This is a genomic window from Mesorhizobium sp. M0140 (assembly GCF_040322475.1).
In the GTDB taxonomy this organism is placed as follows: domain Bacteria; phylum Pseudomonadota; class Alphaproteobacteria; order Rhizobiales; family Rhizobiaceae; genus Mesorhizobium.
This window is the reverse complement of the sequence record NZ_JAMYTM010000005.1, coordinates 202,605-215,032: the sequence shown is the minus strand read 5'-3', so window position 1 is coordinate 215,032 and position 12,428 is coordinate 202,605. Positions and strand designations below refer to the sequence as shown.

The 12,428-nt window shown below is 63.9% G+C and carries 13 protein-coding genes; 7 read left to right on the top strand and 6 right to left on the bottom strand.

Annotated elements, in window-relative coordinates; translation table 11 throughout:
• The first annotated feature begins 157 nt into the window (after positions 1 to 157).
• Positions 158 to 934, top strand: coding sequence for a DeoR/GlpR family DNA-binding transcription regulator (locus NKJ37_RS07795; RefSeq protein WP_023811670.1), 777 nt, complete (start codon positions 158 to 160; stop codon positions 932 to 934).
• Here NKJ37_RS07795 and NKJ37_RS07790 read toward each other — a convergent pair.
• Positions 931 to 1,830, bottom strand: coding sequence for an NAD(P)/FAD-dependent oxidoreductase (locus NKJ37_RS07790; protein WP_352773512.1), 900 nt, complete (start codon positions 1,828 to 1,830; stop codon positions 931 to 933). The genes NKJ37_RS07795 and NKJ37_RS07790 overlap by 4 nt on opposite strands.
• Positions 1,820 to 2,269 (bottom strand): RrF2 family transcriptional regulator, encoded by a 450-nt coding sequence (locus NKJ37_RS07785; protein WP_128304833.1) that lies wholly within the window; start codon positions 2,267 to 2,269, stop codon positions 1,820 to 1,822. The genes NKJ37_RS07790 and NKJ37_RS07785 overlap by 11 nt, the downstream gene beginning before the upstream one ends.
• An 88-nt stretch (positions 2,270 to 2,357) precedes the next feature.
• Between NKJ37_RS07785 and NKJ37_RS07780 the strand changes: the two genes are divergently transcribed.
• The 6 genes from NKJ37_RS07780 to NKJ37_RS07755 all read left to right on the top strand — a co-directional run bounded on the left by NKJ37_RS07780 (position 2,358) and on the right by NKJ37_RS07755 (position 9,350).
• A complete protein-coding gene (locus tag NKJ37_RS07780) occupies positions 2,358 to 3,269 on the top strand; it encodes a LysR family transcriptional regulator (RefSeq protein ID WP_023811673.1) in 912 nt (303 codons plus the stop codon).
• Positions 3,270 to 3,487: 218 nt separating this feature from the next.
• A complete protein-coding gene (locus NKJ37_RS07775) occupies positions 3,488 to 4,642 on the top strand; it encodes an ABC transporter substrate-binding protein (RefSeq protein ID WP_352773509.1) in 1,155 nt (384 codons plus the stop codon).
• A gap of 172 nt (positions 4,643 to 4,814) precedes the next feature.
• On the top strand, positions 4,815 to 5,825 hold the full coding sequence (locus NKJ37_RS07770; protein WP_352439717.1) for an ABC transporter ATP-binding protein: 1,011 nt from the start codon (positions 4,815 to 4,817) through the stop codon (positions 5,823 to 5,825).
• 223 nt (positions 5,826 to 6,048) lie between these two features.
• On the top strand, positions 6,049 to 7,014 hold the full coding sequence (locus tag NKJ37_RS07765; protein ID WP_023811677.1) for an ABC transporter permease: 966 nt from the start codon (positions 6,049 to 6,051) through the stop codon (positions 7,012 to 7,014).
• Positions 7,004 to 7,819, top strand: coding sequence for an ABC transporter permease (locus tag NKJ37_RS07760; protein ID WP_023811678.1), 816 nt, complete (start codon positions 7,004 to 7,006; stop codon positions 7,817 to 7,819). The genes NKJ37_RS07765 and NKJ37_RS07760 overlap by 11 nt, the downstream gene beginning before the upstream one ends.
• Positions 7,820 to 7,922: 103 nt before the next feature.
• The gene (locus tag NKJ37_RS07755; protein ID WP_352439716.1) at positions 7,923 to 9,350 is read left to right on the top strand and encodes a gamma-aminobutyraldehyde dehydrogenase; all 1,428 of its coding nucleotides are present in this window, start codon (positions 7,923 to 7,925) and stop codon (positions 9,348 to 9,350) included.
• 123 nt (positions 9,351 to 9,473) lie between these two features.
• Here NKJ37_RS07755 and NKJ37_RS07750 read toward each other — a convergent pair whose 3' ends face one another.
• From NKJ37_RS07750 to NKJ37_RS07735, 4 genes are all read right to left on the bottom strand, one after another.
• A complete protein-coding gene (locus NKJ37_RS07750; protein WP_127290045.1) occupies positions 9,474 to 9,788 on the bottom strand; it encodes a hypothetical protein in 315 nt (104 codons plus the stop codon).
• A gap of 54 nt (positions 9,789 to 9,842) precedes the next feature.
• Positions 9,843 to 10,205, bottom strand: coding sequence for a nuclear transport factor 2 family protein (locus tag NKJ37_RS07745; RefSeq protein ID WP_352773506.1), 363 nt, complete (start codon positions 10,203 to 10,205; stop codon positions 9,843 to 9,845).
• A gap of 77 nt (positions 10,206 to 10,282) precedes the next feature.
• Positions 10,283 to 10,762: a carboxymuconolactone decarboxylase family protein gene (locus tag NKJ37_RS07740; RefSeq protein ID WP_352439714.1), complete on the bottom strand. Its 480-nt coding sequence runs from the start codon at positions 10,760 to 10,762 to the stop codon at positions 10,283 to 10,285.
• Between the two features lie 110 nt (positions 10,763 to 10,872).
• A complete protein-coding gene (locus NKJ37_RS07735) occupies positions 10,873 to 12,426 on the bottom strand; it encodes an alpha/beta fold hydrolase (protein WP_352439713.1) in 1,554 nt (517 codons plus the stop codon).
• Positions 12,427 to 12,428 lie beyond the last annotated feature (2 nt).

The following is a 12,428-nucleotide window of genomic DNA, read 5'->3' as shown; positions in this document are numbered from 1 at the left end:
AGCCCGTTAATGTCTTTGATTTCACGCCAGGGCTGCCCGCTTGTCAATAAAAAGGTGTGACCTTTTTTGGGTATTTTGCCCGAAAGCATAAGGTAGTTCCTTTAAAAGCATGTGAATTACCTTAAAATCGGTCAAGAGCATCAGTTCGGGAAACCAGATGGCCCAGTCCAAACGACACGGCGAGATCCTGCGTCTCGTGCAGGAAGAGGGCACCGTCACCATCGCCAGTCTGGCCGACCGGCTGGGCGTGTCGCTGGAGACGGTGCGCCGCGACGTCAAGCCACTGACTGGTGATGGCTCTGTCCTCAAGATGCATGGCGCCATCGGCCTGCCGTCGATGATCGGCGAAGCGCCGTTCGAGCGGCGTATGCGTGAGAACGCCGACGCCAAGCGCGTCATTGCCCGCATGGTCGCCGCCACCATACGCGACGGCGAATCGATCATGCTCGACACCGGCACGACGACCTCATTCCTTGCGCGTGAACTGCTTGGCCACCGGCGCCTGACGGTCGTCACCAATTCCTCGGATATTGCCCGCACCTTGGCCACCATCAACGGCAACAAGGTCTATATGGCGGGCGGCGAGCTGCGCAGCGATTCCGGCGCTGCTTTCGGCGCCTCGGCAATCGATTTTGTCAGTCGTTTTTCGGTCAGCCACGCCATCATTTCCACCGGCGGCGTCGACGCGGTGATGGGCGTCATGGATTTTGATCTGGATGAGGCCGAGTTCGCCCGCATGGTGCTGTCGCGCGGCCAGCGGTCCCTGGTCATCACCGATCACTCGAAATTCGGCCGTCTTGGTCTGGTCCAGGTCTGCGGCTTCGACAGCTTTTCCGAACTCGCCACCGACCGCTCGCCGCCGCACGACCTGGCCGCCGCCCTTGCGCAGGCCGGCGCGCGGCTTAGCATCGCCGACGAGGAAGCCGGGTTTTAGCCAAACACCAGCGACTGGTGGGCGCAGACGCCCGCAAAGGTGCCAGCCGATACCGCAAAGGCGATGTTGTGCATCGAGCGTGCCGCGTCGCCGGCGGCGTAGACGCCGGGCACGGTCGTCTGCTGCCTGTCATCGACGGTGATTACCGGACCGAGAAGGCCTTGGGTGAAGCCGCAGCCGAGCTGTTCGGCCAGCGGGCTGGCCATGGTGTTGCGCGGCGCGGTGAACATCGCCCTGACGCCGGCCTTTCGGCTATCGTCGAGGTGGACGATCAACCCGCCGGAGCCGTCTTCCCGCAGCTCGGCAACGCTGGTGGGCTCAAACCGCACCTTTCGGCTCTCCAGCGCGCGCATCTGCTCTGTGTCAGGCTCGAACAGGCCGTTGCCGAACAGCGTGACATCGCCCCAATCGGCGATCAATTGCGCCTGATGCAGGGACATCGGGCCGGTTGCGAGCACGCCGAGCGGCCCGCCGGAAACCTCGTAGCCGTGGCAATAGGGGCAGTGCAGCACTTTTCTGCCCCAGAGCTCGGCAAGACCGGCAACCTCCGGCAGGATATCGCGCACCCCGGTGGCCAGCACCAGCCGTGTGGCGCCGAATGTCTCGCCGCCGTCGGTGGCGATTTCGAAATCGCTGCTGTCAGCAGCAACGGCCTTGTCCGCACGCCTGTCGACAACCCTGGCTGTCGGATAGGCCAGCAGCTGCCGCCTTGCGTCATCCAGGATTGCGCCGGGCGCGCGCCCGTCATGTCCGAGGAAGCCGTGCGAATGCTCGGCAAAGCGGTTGCGCGGCTGGCCGGCGTCGATCACCAGCACCTTGCGTCCTGCGCGCGCCACCTGGATGGCGGCGGACAGGCCGGCAAAGCTGCCGCCGACGACGGCAAGATCATACTGCATGGCTGGAGACTCCAATGAGGTCAAAACGGCGGCGGAAATCGGCGGTCAGGTCGGCCAGCGTGATGCGGCTCAGTTTCTCCGCCAGCAGCTTTTCGGCGGCGATGCGAAAATCGTCGAGCACGGCGATCACCGCCTGCTCGACGAGGCAGCCGGGGCTTTCCGGCTCGGTGCTGAACGGCAGCAGCGTCTCGCCAAGCGCTGCGCTGATCTCGGCCAGGGAGATTTTCTCGGGCGCCCGTCCGAGCAGCCAGCCGCCACCGTGCCCGCGTGACGAGGTGACGATGCCGGCATCGCGCAAGCCTGCGATGGTGCGGCGGACCACGACCGGATTGGTGTGGATGAAGGTGGCAAGCTGCTCGGAGGTCAGCGCCTGTTCGGGCTTCTCGGCCATGTGGACGAGAATGTGCAAGGTCGAGGACAGTCGGCTGTTGCGCTTCATGTAACTTAGTTAGTTACGATAGGCGAAGGCGTCAAGTGTTCGCCGGTTGCCACTTCCCAGCATCGCGTCCGCCGTGTTTAGTCCGGCCATGGCTTTCACCATCCGCCAGTTGCAGTTCTTCATCGCAGTCGCCGAGCAAGGCACGGTCTCGGGCGCCGCGCAGAACCTGTCAATCTCGCAATCGTCGGTCACCGAAGCGATCAAGGAGCTCGAAAGCGATCTCGGCGTCGAACTGTTCGAACGCCATCCGCGTGGCCTCAACATCACCCACAAGGGCCACCAGTTCCTGCGCCACGCGACGAAGATTCTCGCGGACGTTTCCGACGCGCGCCGCTCTTTCTCGGGCGAGCAGACGGTGGCGGCCGGCCGGCTGCAGCTCGGCGTCACCTCACTGGTCGCCGGCTATGTGCTGTCGGATCTGCTCGCCCGCTACCGCCGCGCCTATCCCGGCGTCGAGGTCTCTGCCATCGAGGACAATGGCGATTATCTCGAACACCTCCTGATCGGCGGCAAGCTCGACATTGCCGTCATGGTCACCTCCAATTTGCGCGACCGCACCGCGTTGCAGTCGGAAATCCTCGAAGTCTCGGCCTATCGGCTGTGGCTGCCGCTCGGTCATCCGCTCGTCGGCGCCGACATCATCGGCATTGGCGACATTGCCTCCGAAACGCTGATCATGCTGACCGTCGACGAGATCGAGGAGAATACCGGCAAGCTGCTGACGGCGATCGGCGCCAAGCCGCATGTCGCCTTCCGCACCCGTTCCGTGGAGGCCGTGCGCAGTCTGGTCGCCACCGGCGCCGGTGTGGCGCTGCTGCCCGACCTCGTCTACCGGCCCTGGTCGCTGGAAGGCGACCGCATCGAATCGCGCGATATTTCCGGCTCCTTGCCGGTGGTCCAGGTCGGCATGGTCTGGCGGCGCGGCTCCGGTCTGCCGCAGGCGGCGCGCGATTTCATCGGCCTTGCCCAGTCGCAACGGACGGTCCGCCAGCGTCCCTGAGAGATCGGCTGCCCACCTATCGGAAAAACCGATATCGCCCTTCTGATAAATGAATTTGCGAAACCGGAATTTTCGAAGCACTTTCGGTTAGGGACCAAAGCCGCCATCAGAGCGGCATCAAGCCCAACGGACGAACTGACAGTTTTCAGTCCGCGCGTGACCCCTAGCGAAGACCGAAACCGGCTTTCAGGGTCAGGCGCCTAAATGGGAGATCGACAATGAATTCATTCCTGAAGTCATGCACTGCTCTGACGGTTGCGCTGACCTTTTCCGGTCAGGCCGTCGCCCAGGTCAAGGAACTTGGCAAGGGCGAAGGTCAGGTCAACATCGTTGCCTGGCCGGGCTATATCGAGCGCGGCGAAACCGACAAGGGTTATGACTGGGTGACCTCCTTCGAGAAGGAGACCGGCTGCAAGGTCAACGTCAAGACCGCCAACACCTCCGATGAAATGGTCTCGCTGATGAATGAGGGCGGCTTCGACCTCGTCACGGCTTCGGGCGATGCCTCGCTGCGCCTCGTTGCCGGCAAGCGCGTGCAGCCGATCAACACCGATCTCATCCCGAGCTGGAAGACCGTCGACGAGCGCCTCAAGGACGCGCCGTGGTTCACCGTTGGCGGCGCCCATTACGGCGTTCCCTACCAGTGGGGTCCGAACGTCCTCATGTACAACACCGACGTGTTCAAGGAGGCTCCCAAGAGCTGGAACATCGTCTTCGAGGAAATGAAGCTGCCTGACGGCAAGTCCAACAAGGGCCGCGTCCAAGCCTATGACGGGCCGATCCACGTCGCGGATGCCGCCAACTATCTGATGTTCCACAAGCCGGAACTCGGCATCAAGGACCCCTACGAACTGAACGAGGATCAGTACAAGGCTGCGCTGGAATTGCTGCGCGTCCAGCGCACGCTGGTCGGCCGCTATTGGCACGACGCCGCCATTCAGGTCGACGATTTCCAGAACGAAGGCGTCGTCGCTTCCGGCTCGTGGCCGTATCAGGTCAACACGCTGGTCGCCGCCAAGAAGCCGGTCGCGTCCACCATCCCGGAGGAGGGCGCCACCGGTTGGGCCGACACCACGATGATGGAAGCCGATTCGGCCAACCCAAACTGCGCCTATATGTGGATGGAACATTCGCTGTCGCCCAAGGTGCAGGGCGATGTCTCGGCCTGGTTCGGTTCGCTGCCCGTCGTGCCCGCCGCCTGCAAGGGCAACGAGCTTTTGACCGACGAAGGCTGCAAGACCAACGGCTACGAGAATTTCGACAAGATCAAGTTCTGGAAGACGCCGGTGTCGAAATGCACCACCCAGAACGACCAGTGCGTGCCCTACTACCGCTGGGTGTCGGACTATATCGGCGTCATCGGCGGGCGGTGATTTTTCTTACCCTCCCTCTCGTGGGGAGGGTCGACGCATAGCGTCGGGGTGGGGTCGGCTCGGCGTTTTTCGAGGCACCCCCACCCGGGGCTGCGCCGCGACCTCTCCATAAGGGGGGAGGTAGGACGTCGCGCGACATCAGCACACCAAACCGGCAACGGACTGACAGCCCATGACCTCCGCCGTCTCCTTCCAGAAAGCCTCGCGCCATTTCGGCAGCGTGCGCGCCGTCGACGCGGTCGATCTCGATATCGCGCCGGGGGAATTCTTCGCCATGCTCGGGCCGTCCGGTTCCGGCAAGACCACTTGCCTGCGCCTCATCGCCGGCTTCGAGCAGCCGACATCGGGCTCGATCTCGATCTTCGGCGAACGCGCCGAGGGCGTTCCGCCCTATCGCCGCAACGTCAACACCGTGTTTCAGGACTATGCGCTGTTCCCGCATCTGAACGTGCTCGACAACGTCGCCTACGGGCTGATGGTCAAGGGCGTCGGCAAGGCTCAGCGGCACAAGGCGGCGGAAGAGGCGCTGTCACTGGTGCGGCTGCCCGGCTATGGCGCCCGCCGCCCCGGCCAGCTTTCCGGCGGCCAGCGCCAGCGCGTCGCGCTCGCCCGTGCGCTGGTCAACCAGCCAAAGGTGCTGCTGCTCGACGAGCCGCTCGGCGCGCTCGACCTCAAATTGCGCGAGAACATGCAGGAGGAGCTGAAGTCGCTGCAGAAGGCGCTCGGCATCACCTTCGTCTTCGTCACCCACGACCAGGGCGAAGCACTGTCGATGGCCGACCGCGTCGCCGTTTTCAACGACGGCAAGATCATGCAGATCGGCACGCCGGAGGATATCTACCAGCGGCCGAAGACGCGTTTTGTTGCCGATTTTGTCGGCTCATCGAATGTACTGCCACCGGATTTCGTCCAGCGTTATTCCGGCCAGCATCGCTGGGGGAGTCTCCGCCCTGAATCCATTCGCGTCGGCCGCGCGGCCAGCGGGGGCACAAGTGGTGAAGGCGTGTCCGCCCGCCTCGTCTCGACCAACTATCTCGGCGCCACGACAAAACTGGCGCTCGACGCCGACGGCCTTCGACTGCACGCCATCGTGCCGGCCGGCACGGCCTTGCCTGGGGAAGGCGAGGCGGTCGTGCTGACTTTTAACCGCGAGCACCTGCATCTGATGGACGAGCCGGCATGATGAAGGTTTGCGCATTGCACCCCCCTCTGTCCTGCCGGACATCTCCCCCGCAAGGGGGGAGATTGGCTGTTACCACTGGCTTCGCCAGCTTCCAACGCTGCAGAGCCGGTGAGGCGGACAAGCTGCTGATCTCCCCCCTTGCGGGGGAGATGTCCGGCAGGACAGAGGGGGGTGTGAAGGATCTCGGCCTCTCATACATCCTCCATGAGTACAGAGCTCCATCATGACGACCGCCGCGCTCAGCTCCAATCCCGCGCCCGCCATCCTGCCGGGCAGCGGCGGCCTGCGTGGCGCGCTGTCGGACCTTTTCTGGCGCAAGCCGAAGGTCCTGCTGTTGCTCATGCTGCTGCCGCCGGTGCTTTGGCTGGGCATCGTCTATATCGGCTCGCTGTTTGCGCTCCTGGCGCAGAGCTTTTTCTCCATCGACGAGTTTTCCGGTCTCATCAACCGTGAGTTCACGCTCAAGACCTATGGTGACCTGTTCCAGGCCGCCAATCTCGATATCATCCTGCGCACGGTGACGATGGCGGCTCTGGTCACGCTGGCCTCGGCCGTCATCGCTTTCCCCATCGCCTACTACGCGGCGCGCTATGCGCGCGGTCGCTGGAAGGCCTTGTTCTATCTCGGCATCATGCTGCCGCTGTGGTCGAGCTATCTGGTCAAGATCTACGCCTGGAAGCTCATCCTGGCCAAGGAAGGCATCCTCACCTGGCTCCTCGCCAAGCTGCATTTGTTGTGGGTGCTCGACGCCTGGCTGTCGCTGCCGATCGTCGGCGGCAATTCGCTGTCGGTATCGTTCACCGGCACCTTCATCGTCTTCGTCTATGTCTGGTTACCGTTCATGATCCTGCCGGTACAGGCGGCGCTCGAGCGCGTGCCCGGCAATCTCGTCGAGGCCTCGTCTGATCTCGGCGCCTCTCCGGGACAGACCTTCCGCAACGTGCTGTTCCCGCTGGCGCTGCCGGGCATCGTCGCCGGTTCGATCTTCACCTTCTCGCTTACGCTGGGCGACTACATCATCCCGCAGATCATCGGTACCTCGCGGCTGTTCATCGGCCAGGCGGTCTATTCGCAGCAAGGCACGGCCGGCAACATCCCGCTCGCCGCCGCCTTCACCGTGGTGCCGATCGTCATCATGGGCTTCTACCTCTGGGGCGCCAAGCGCATGGGGGCCTTCGATGCGCTCTGATGGTTCCCAGTCGGCGCCGCTCGGCCTGAAGATCGCCGCCGCCTGCGGCCTGCTGTTCCTGCATCTGCCGATCCTGCTGATCTTCGTCTATGCCTTCACCACCGAGGAGAAGAGCTTTGTCTGGCCACCCCCCGGCCTGACGACGCAATGGTTCGCCGTCACCTGGAACCGGCCGGATGTCTGGCAGGCATTGTCGCTGTCGGTCAGGGTTGCCGCGATCTCGACGGCGATCGCGCTCGTCCTCGGCACGCTCTGTTCGGCGGCGGTTTCGCGGACAAAATTCTTCGGCCGCGAAACCATCTCGCTGCTGGTCATCCTGCCGATCGCGCTGCCCGGCATCATCACCGGCATCGCGCTGCGCTCGGCCTTTTCGCTCGCCGACATTCCGTTCTCGTTCTGGACGATCGTGCTCGGCCACGCCACCTTCTGCGTCGTCGTCGTCTACAACAATGCCGTCGCCCGCTTTCGCCGCACCTCCGGATCGATGATCGAGGCGTCGATGGATCTCGGCGCCGACGGTTTTCAGACCTTCCGACATGTCGTGCTGCCCAACATTGCCACGGCGCTGCTTGCCGGCGGCATGCTGGCCTTCGCGCTGTCCTTCGACGAGGTCATCGTCACCACCTTCACCGCCGGCCAGCAGCAGACATTGCCGATCTGGATGCTGGAAGAGCTGATCCGTCCGCGCCAGCGCCCGGTGACCAATGTCGTCGCCATGGTCGTGGTGCTGGTGACGCTGCTGCCCATCCTTGCCGCCTATTACCTCACCCGCGACGGCGACCAGATTGCGGGCAGTGGAAAATGAAATCAGCGAATAGGGAGTGACGAATAGCGAATAGGGAAGATCGACAGTCAAACCCTACTCGCTATTCGCTACTCGCTACTCGCTCCTGTTAAGGAGAAACCTTATGGACACCCAGATGCTGATCGGCTCGAGATTCGAGAAGGGCACCGAGACCGAGGAACCGATCCTCAATCCAAAGACCGGGGCGACCATCCTCAGCCTGCCCGAGGCCAGCCAGGCACAGATTGAGGCGGCGATCACTGCCGCCGAACAAGCGTTCGTCTTGTGGTCGCGCACCACGCCGGCGCAGCGCTCCGGCTATTTGCTGAAGATCGCCGACCGCATCGAGGCCGATGCCAAGGAATTCGCCACGCTCGAGGCGCTCAATTGCGGCAAGCCGATCAACGCCGTGCTCAATGATGAAATCCCGGCCATCGTCGACTGCTACCGCTTCTTCGCCGGTGCCGTCCGTTCGATGCCCGGCGTCGTCGCCGGCGAATACATTCCCGGCCATACTTCGATGGTCCGCCGCGACGCCATCGGCATCGTCGCTTCCATCGCGCCGTGGAACTATCCGCTGATGATGATGGCCTGGAAGTTGGCGCCGGCAATCGCCGGCGGCAACACCGTCGTCTTCAAGCCTTCCGAGCAGACACCGCTGACGGCGCTGAAGCTGGCAAAAATCCTTGCGGAAATCCTGCCGGAAGGCGTGGTCAATGTCGTGCTCGGCCGCGGCGACAGCGTCGGCAACACGCTGATCAACCATCCCAAGGTCAACATGATCTCGATCACCGGCGATGTCGCCACCGGCAAGAAAGTGCTGCAGGCGGCCGCCAAGTCGGTCAAGCGCACGCATCTCGAGCTCGGCGGCAAGGCGCCGGTCATCGTCTTCGACGACGCCGATCTTGGCGCCGTGGTCAACGGCCTGCGCGCCTTCGGCTATTACAATGCCGGCCAGGACTGCACCGCCGCCTGCCGTATCTACGCCGGCAGGAAGATCTATGACAAACTCGTCGCCGATCTCTCCTCGGCCGTCTCGACCATCAAGTACAATCGTCCCGACGACACCGAAAACGAGATCGGCCCACTCATCTCCCGCCGCCAGCGCGACCGCGTCTCCAGCTTCGTCGAGCGCGCCTCGGAACTGAACCACATCGAGATCACCACCGGCGGCAAGCCGGGCGAGGGTTCCGGCTTCTACTACCAGCCGACAGTCGTTGCCGGCGCGCTGCAGGAAGACGAAATCGTGCGCCGCGAAGTGTTCGGCCCGGTCGTCTCGGTTACTCGTTTTTCGGAGGTCGACGAGGCGGTGAACTGGGCCAATGACAGCGACTACGGCCTGGCGTCCTCGGTATGGACCAAGGATGTCTCGCGCGCCATGGCGACGGCCGCCCGCCTGCAATATGGCTGCACATGGATCAACACCCACTTCATGCTGACCAACGAGATGCCGCATGGCGGGCTGAAGCAGTCCGGCTACGGCAAGGACATGTCGCTCTATGCGCTGGAGGACTACACCGCCGTGCGGCATGTGATGGTGGCGCATGGTTGAGAAGTGGTCCGCGTAGCAAACGAAAAGCCAATTGCTTGGCTTTTCGAGCTTCGAACGCCCTGCGCCTGCGAAGGGCCGGGCGTGGCTATTTTCTCTTCTCCCCGTTCACGGGGAGAAGAGTCGCTACTCCACAACGCGATAAATATTCCATAGGCTGGTGCCCGACACGACATAGGGCTCGATCTCCTTGCCCCATTTCGCGTGCGCGTCGATCTTGCCGATCTTGGCGAAGAACGCCTCCAACTGGGCCAGGCTTTCGACCTGGTGATGGGACTCGACCGTCGCCTCCCGCGCGCCGATAGAACCGGTCATGATCTGGAACTCCAGCTCGGCGAGGCCGACCTGCGAGCCGATCTCGCGTTCCCATTTCTTCAACAGGTCGAGCACGGTCTGCTTGTGTCCGAACTTGGCGTCGATCTGCCATCTGGCGCTGAACATCGTCTTCTCCTCCAGGTTTGCGGCCCAGGCCGCGGTTGATCCACCGGCTGTTGCCTACTCGTCCCAGGCCTGCACGACGGTCTGCCTTGCGATCCGCCCGTTCTTCAGCTCCAGCATCGCCGCGCAGAACACCTTGGTTCCGTCCGGATAGGCGCAGGCCTGGGTGAAGGCGAGGCTGTCGCCGTCGGCGATGGTGGTGTCGACCTTGTGGGTCATCGCCCGGCTGCAGATGTCGTCCCAGAATGTGGTGATCGCGGCGCGCCCGCGGATTTCAAGCGGCTTGCTCGGCGGGTTGTTGCGGTCGATCACCCGCACCAGCGCGTCATCGGCATAGAAGCTCGACAGCATCTTGCCGTCACGGGTCTCGATGGCCTTCTTGATCGCCGCGCCATCCACTGTTTGGGTCTTGGTCAGCATTTCATCCTCCATTGGCCCGTCTTCCGGGCGGTTGATGGTCGAAGTGCTGCCCGGCGCTTGTCGCCAGGCAGTGGTTTTTACTGCGACTTCGCCTTGACGGCCGCGAACACGTCGTCGGCCTGCTTCTTGAAGGTCGTCAGATCGACCTGGCTGCCGTTGAGCATCGTCGACCAGTGGCGCACGATCGCGGACATCGCCACCGCCTCCTTGATCTCCTCGTCGCTGGCGCCGTTGAGCCTGGCCGCCTCGGTGTGGAAATAGATGCAATACTGGCACGGGATCTGCGCCGCGACGGCGAGGCCCAGCAGTTCCTTGGTCTTGCCGTCAAGCGCCGTCTTCGGGTTGAGCTGCACGCCCTTGATCTCGGCCCAGGCGCCGGCGACGGCCACATCCGGCAACGTCTTGAACATGTCCGGCACCGAGCCGAGCGTCGCCTCAATGTCCTTGTAGGTCGCCGCCGCGGACGCGTCCTCGGCCTTTGCCGGAGCGATGGCGAACAGCGCGCCCACGCTTGCAGCGATCACAAGCAATTTGAGTGTCCGGTTCGACTTCAGCATTTCCTCCTCCGTTCGCAGCACCTTTTCCGGCGACATCCGCCTGGCCTGCATGGAGAACACTGATACCGCTTACCCGCCTTTGGCCGCTTCCCCCGAAAGCGCCATGGCTCTCATGGCCCGTGCGGGCCAGGGTGCCTGACTGAGAACGCCGCCGCCGCCGCCCGCGACGGCAGGTCCAGCTTGAGCAGTATGTTGGCGACATGGCGCTTGACCGTATGTTCGCTCAGCCTCAATTCGGCGGCGATCGCGGCATTGCTCTTGCCATCGGCGACGAGGCTCACCACCTGGCTTTCGCGCGCCGTCAATGCGGCCGGCTCGGCAGCCTTGGGTTTGGGCCGGCCGGCGGGTTCCAGATGTTGTTCGGACGTCGCATGGACCAGCGCCAGCGGCTCCTCCAACTCGTCGACGCTGACGCGCCCGGCGTCGGTGAAATGCAGGCCCGACCCAGCCGCCAGGTCGGCGATCAGACGCGACGCGATAATGTCGCCGCGCCCGGCATGGGCGGCCAGTTGCATCGCCACCCGCGCCGTCATCCCGACGGGCGGACCGCGCACTTCGATCTCGCCGACATGCGCCCCTTGCGCGCTTGCCACGCCGATTTCCTGCGCCGCCTCGCGCAGCGCCGCCGCGCAGCGTATGGCGCGTGCCGGGCCGTCGAAGCGCGAAATCATCAACTCGCCATGCAGGCCCGCCGAACGCCCGCCATGGCGCCCGACCAGCAGCCGCCAGGTTTCCTGGAAGCGCTGGCTGCGTTCGCTCCACATGCGGTCGCCGAGCCGAGCCGTGTCGTAGATACGTGTCACCAGAACTGCCGCCAGCACGCGGTCCACTTCGCCCACGGCGCGCTCGCCGGTCAGGAATTCCTCTATCAGGTCGGCCACCCCTTCGACATCGCCGGTCCAGATCGGATGGTCGCGTCCGGGAATCTCGACGAGCCGGGCACCGGGGATCTTCTGTGCAAGGAAGCGGCTGGCATCGGGATCGACCCGCGCATCGTTGCGGCGATGTATCACAAGCGTCGGCGCGCTGATCACGCTCAGGATATGGCGGATGTCGACGTCGGCGTTCATGCGCGCCAGCGCCGCCGCCGCCGTCGGGCTCGCCGATAATCGGTCGAAACGTGCCCACCACTGGGCGAAATGCGCGTCGTCGACCCGGCTCGGCGCGAAATGGGGCAGCGTGGCGCCGGTGCCCCAGGCTGTCTCCGCCATCTCGATGAAAGCGTCGAGGCGTTCGCGCGACATCACCCATTTGTGGAAATGCGCATAGCCGCCATAGAGCGCCAGGGCTCGCGTCCGCTCCGGATAGGTGGCGGCGAACAGCATCGCCATCGGCGCGCCTTCGGAGGAGCCGAGCAGCGCTGCACGGCCGCTGCCGGCGGCGTCCATAACCGCGCGCACATCGTCCATCCGCGTTTCGAGACTGGGCAGGTTATGCGCGTCGACGCGGTCGGACAGGCCGGTGCCGCGTTTGTCGAACAGGATCAGCCGCGAGAATGCCGAAAGCCGCTTCAAGAGCCTGGTATAGCCCTCGTCTTCCCAGTGCAGGTCGAGGTTCGAAATGAAGCCCGGCACGAAGACGAGATCGAACGATCCCTGCCCGACCACCTGATAGGCGATCCGCACATCGCCGCTACGGGCGTATCGCGTCTCGATCGGCCTCACGA

What these genes read in the sequence shown, in the direction of transcription:
- NKJ37_RS07740 (WP_352439714.1), bottom strand. Translation starts at nt 10,762, where the DNA reads ATGCTGAAGTCGAACCGGACACTCAAATTGCTTGTGATCGCTGCAAGC.
- NKJ37_RS07795 (WP_023811670.1), top strand. Translation starts at nt 158, where the DNA reads ATGGCCCAGTCCAAACGACACGGCGAGATCCTGCGTCTCGTGCAGGAA.
- NKJ37_RS07755 (WP_352439716.1), top strand. Translation starts at nt 7,923, where the DNA reads ATGGACACCCAGATGCTGATCGGCTCGAGATTCGAGAAGGGCACCGAG.
- NKJ37_RS07770 (WP_352439717.1), top strand. Translation starts at nt 4,815, where the DNA reads ATGACCTCCGCCGTCTCCTTCCAGAAAGCCTCGCGCCATTTCGGCAGC.
- NKJ37_RS07790 (WP_352773512.1), bottom strand. Translation starts at nt 1,830, where the DNA reads ATGCAGTATGATCTTGCCGTCGTCGGCGGCAGCTTTGCCGGCCTGTCC.
- NKJ37_RS07765 (WP_023811677.1), top strand. Translation starts at nt 6,049, where the DNA reads ATGACGACCGCCGCGCTCAGCTCCAATCCCGCGCCCGCCATCCTGCCG.
- NKJ37_RS07775 (WP_352773509.1), top strand. Translation starts at nt 3,488, where the DNA reads ATGAATTCATTCCTGAAGTCATGCACTGCTCTGACGGTTGCGCTGACC.
- NKJ37_RS07745 (WP_352773506.1), bottom strand. Translation starts at nt 10,205, where the DNA reads ATGCTGACCAAGACCCAAACAGTGGATGGCGCGGCGATCAAGAAGGCC.
- NKJ37_RS07760 (WP_023811678.1), top strand. Translation starts at nt 7,004, where the DNA reads ATGCGCTCTGATGGTTCCCAGTCGGCGCCGCTCGGCCTGAAGATCGCC.
- NKJ37_RS07750 (WP_127290045.1), bottom strand. Translation starts at nt 9,788, where the DNA reads ATGTTCAGCGCCAGATGGCAGATCGACGCCAAGTTCGGACACAAGCAG.
- NKJ37_RS07785 (WP_128304833.1), bottom strand. Translation starts at nt 2,269, where the DNA reads ATGAAGCGCAACAGCCGACTGTCCTCGACCTTGCACATTCTCGTCCAC.
- NKJ37_RS07780 (WP_023811673.1), top strand. Translation starts at nt 2,358, where the DNA reads ATGGCTTTCACCATCCGCCAGTTGCAGTTCTTCATCGCAGTCGCCGAG.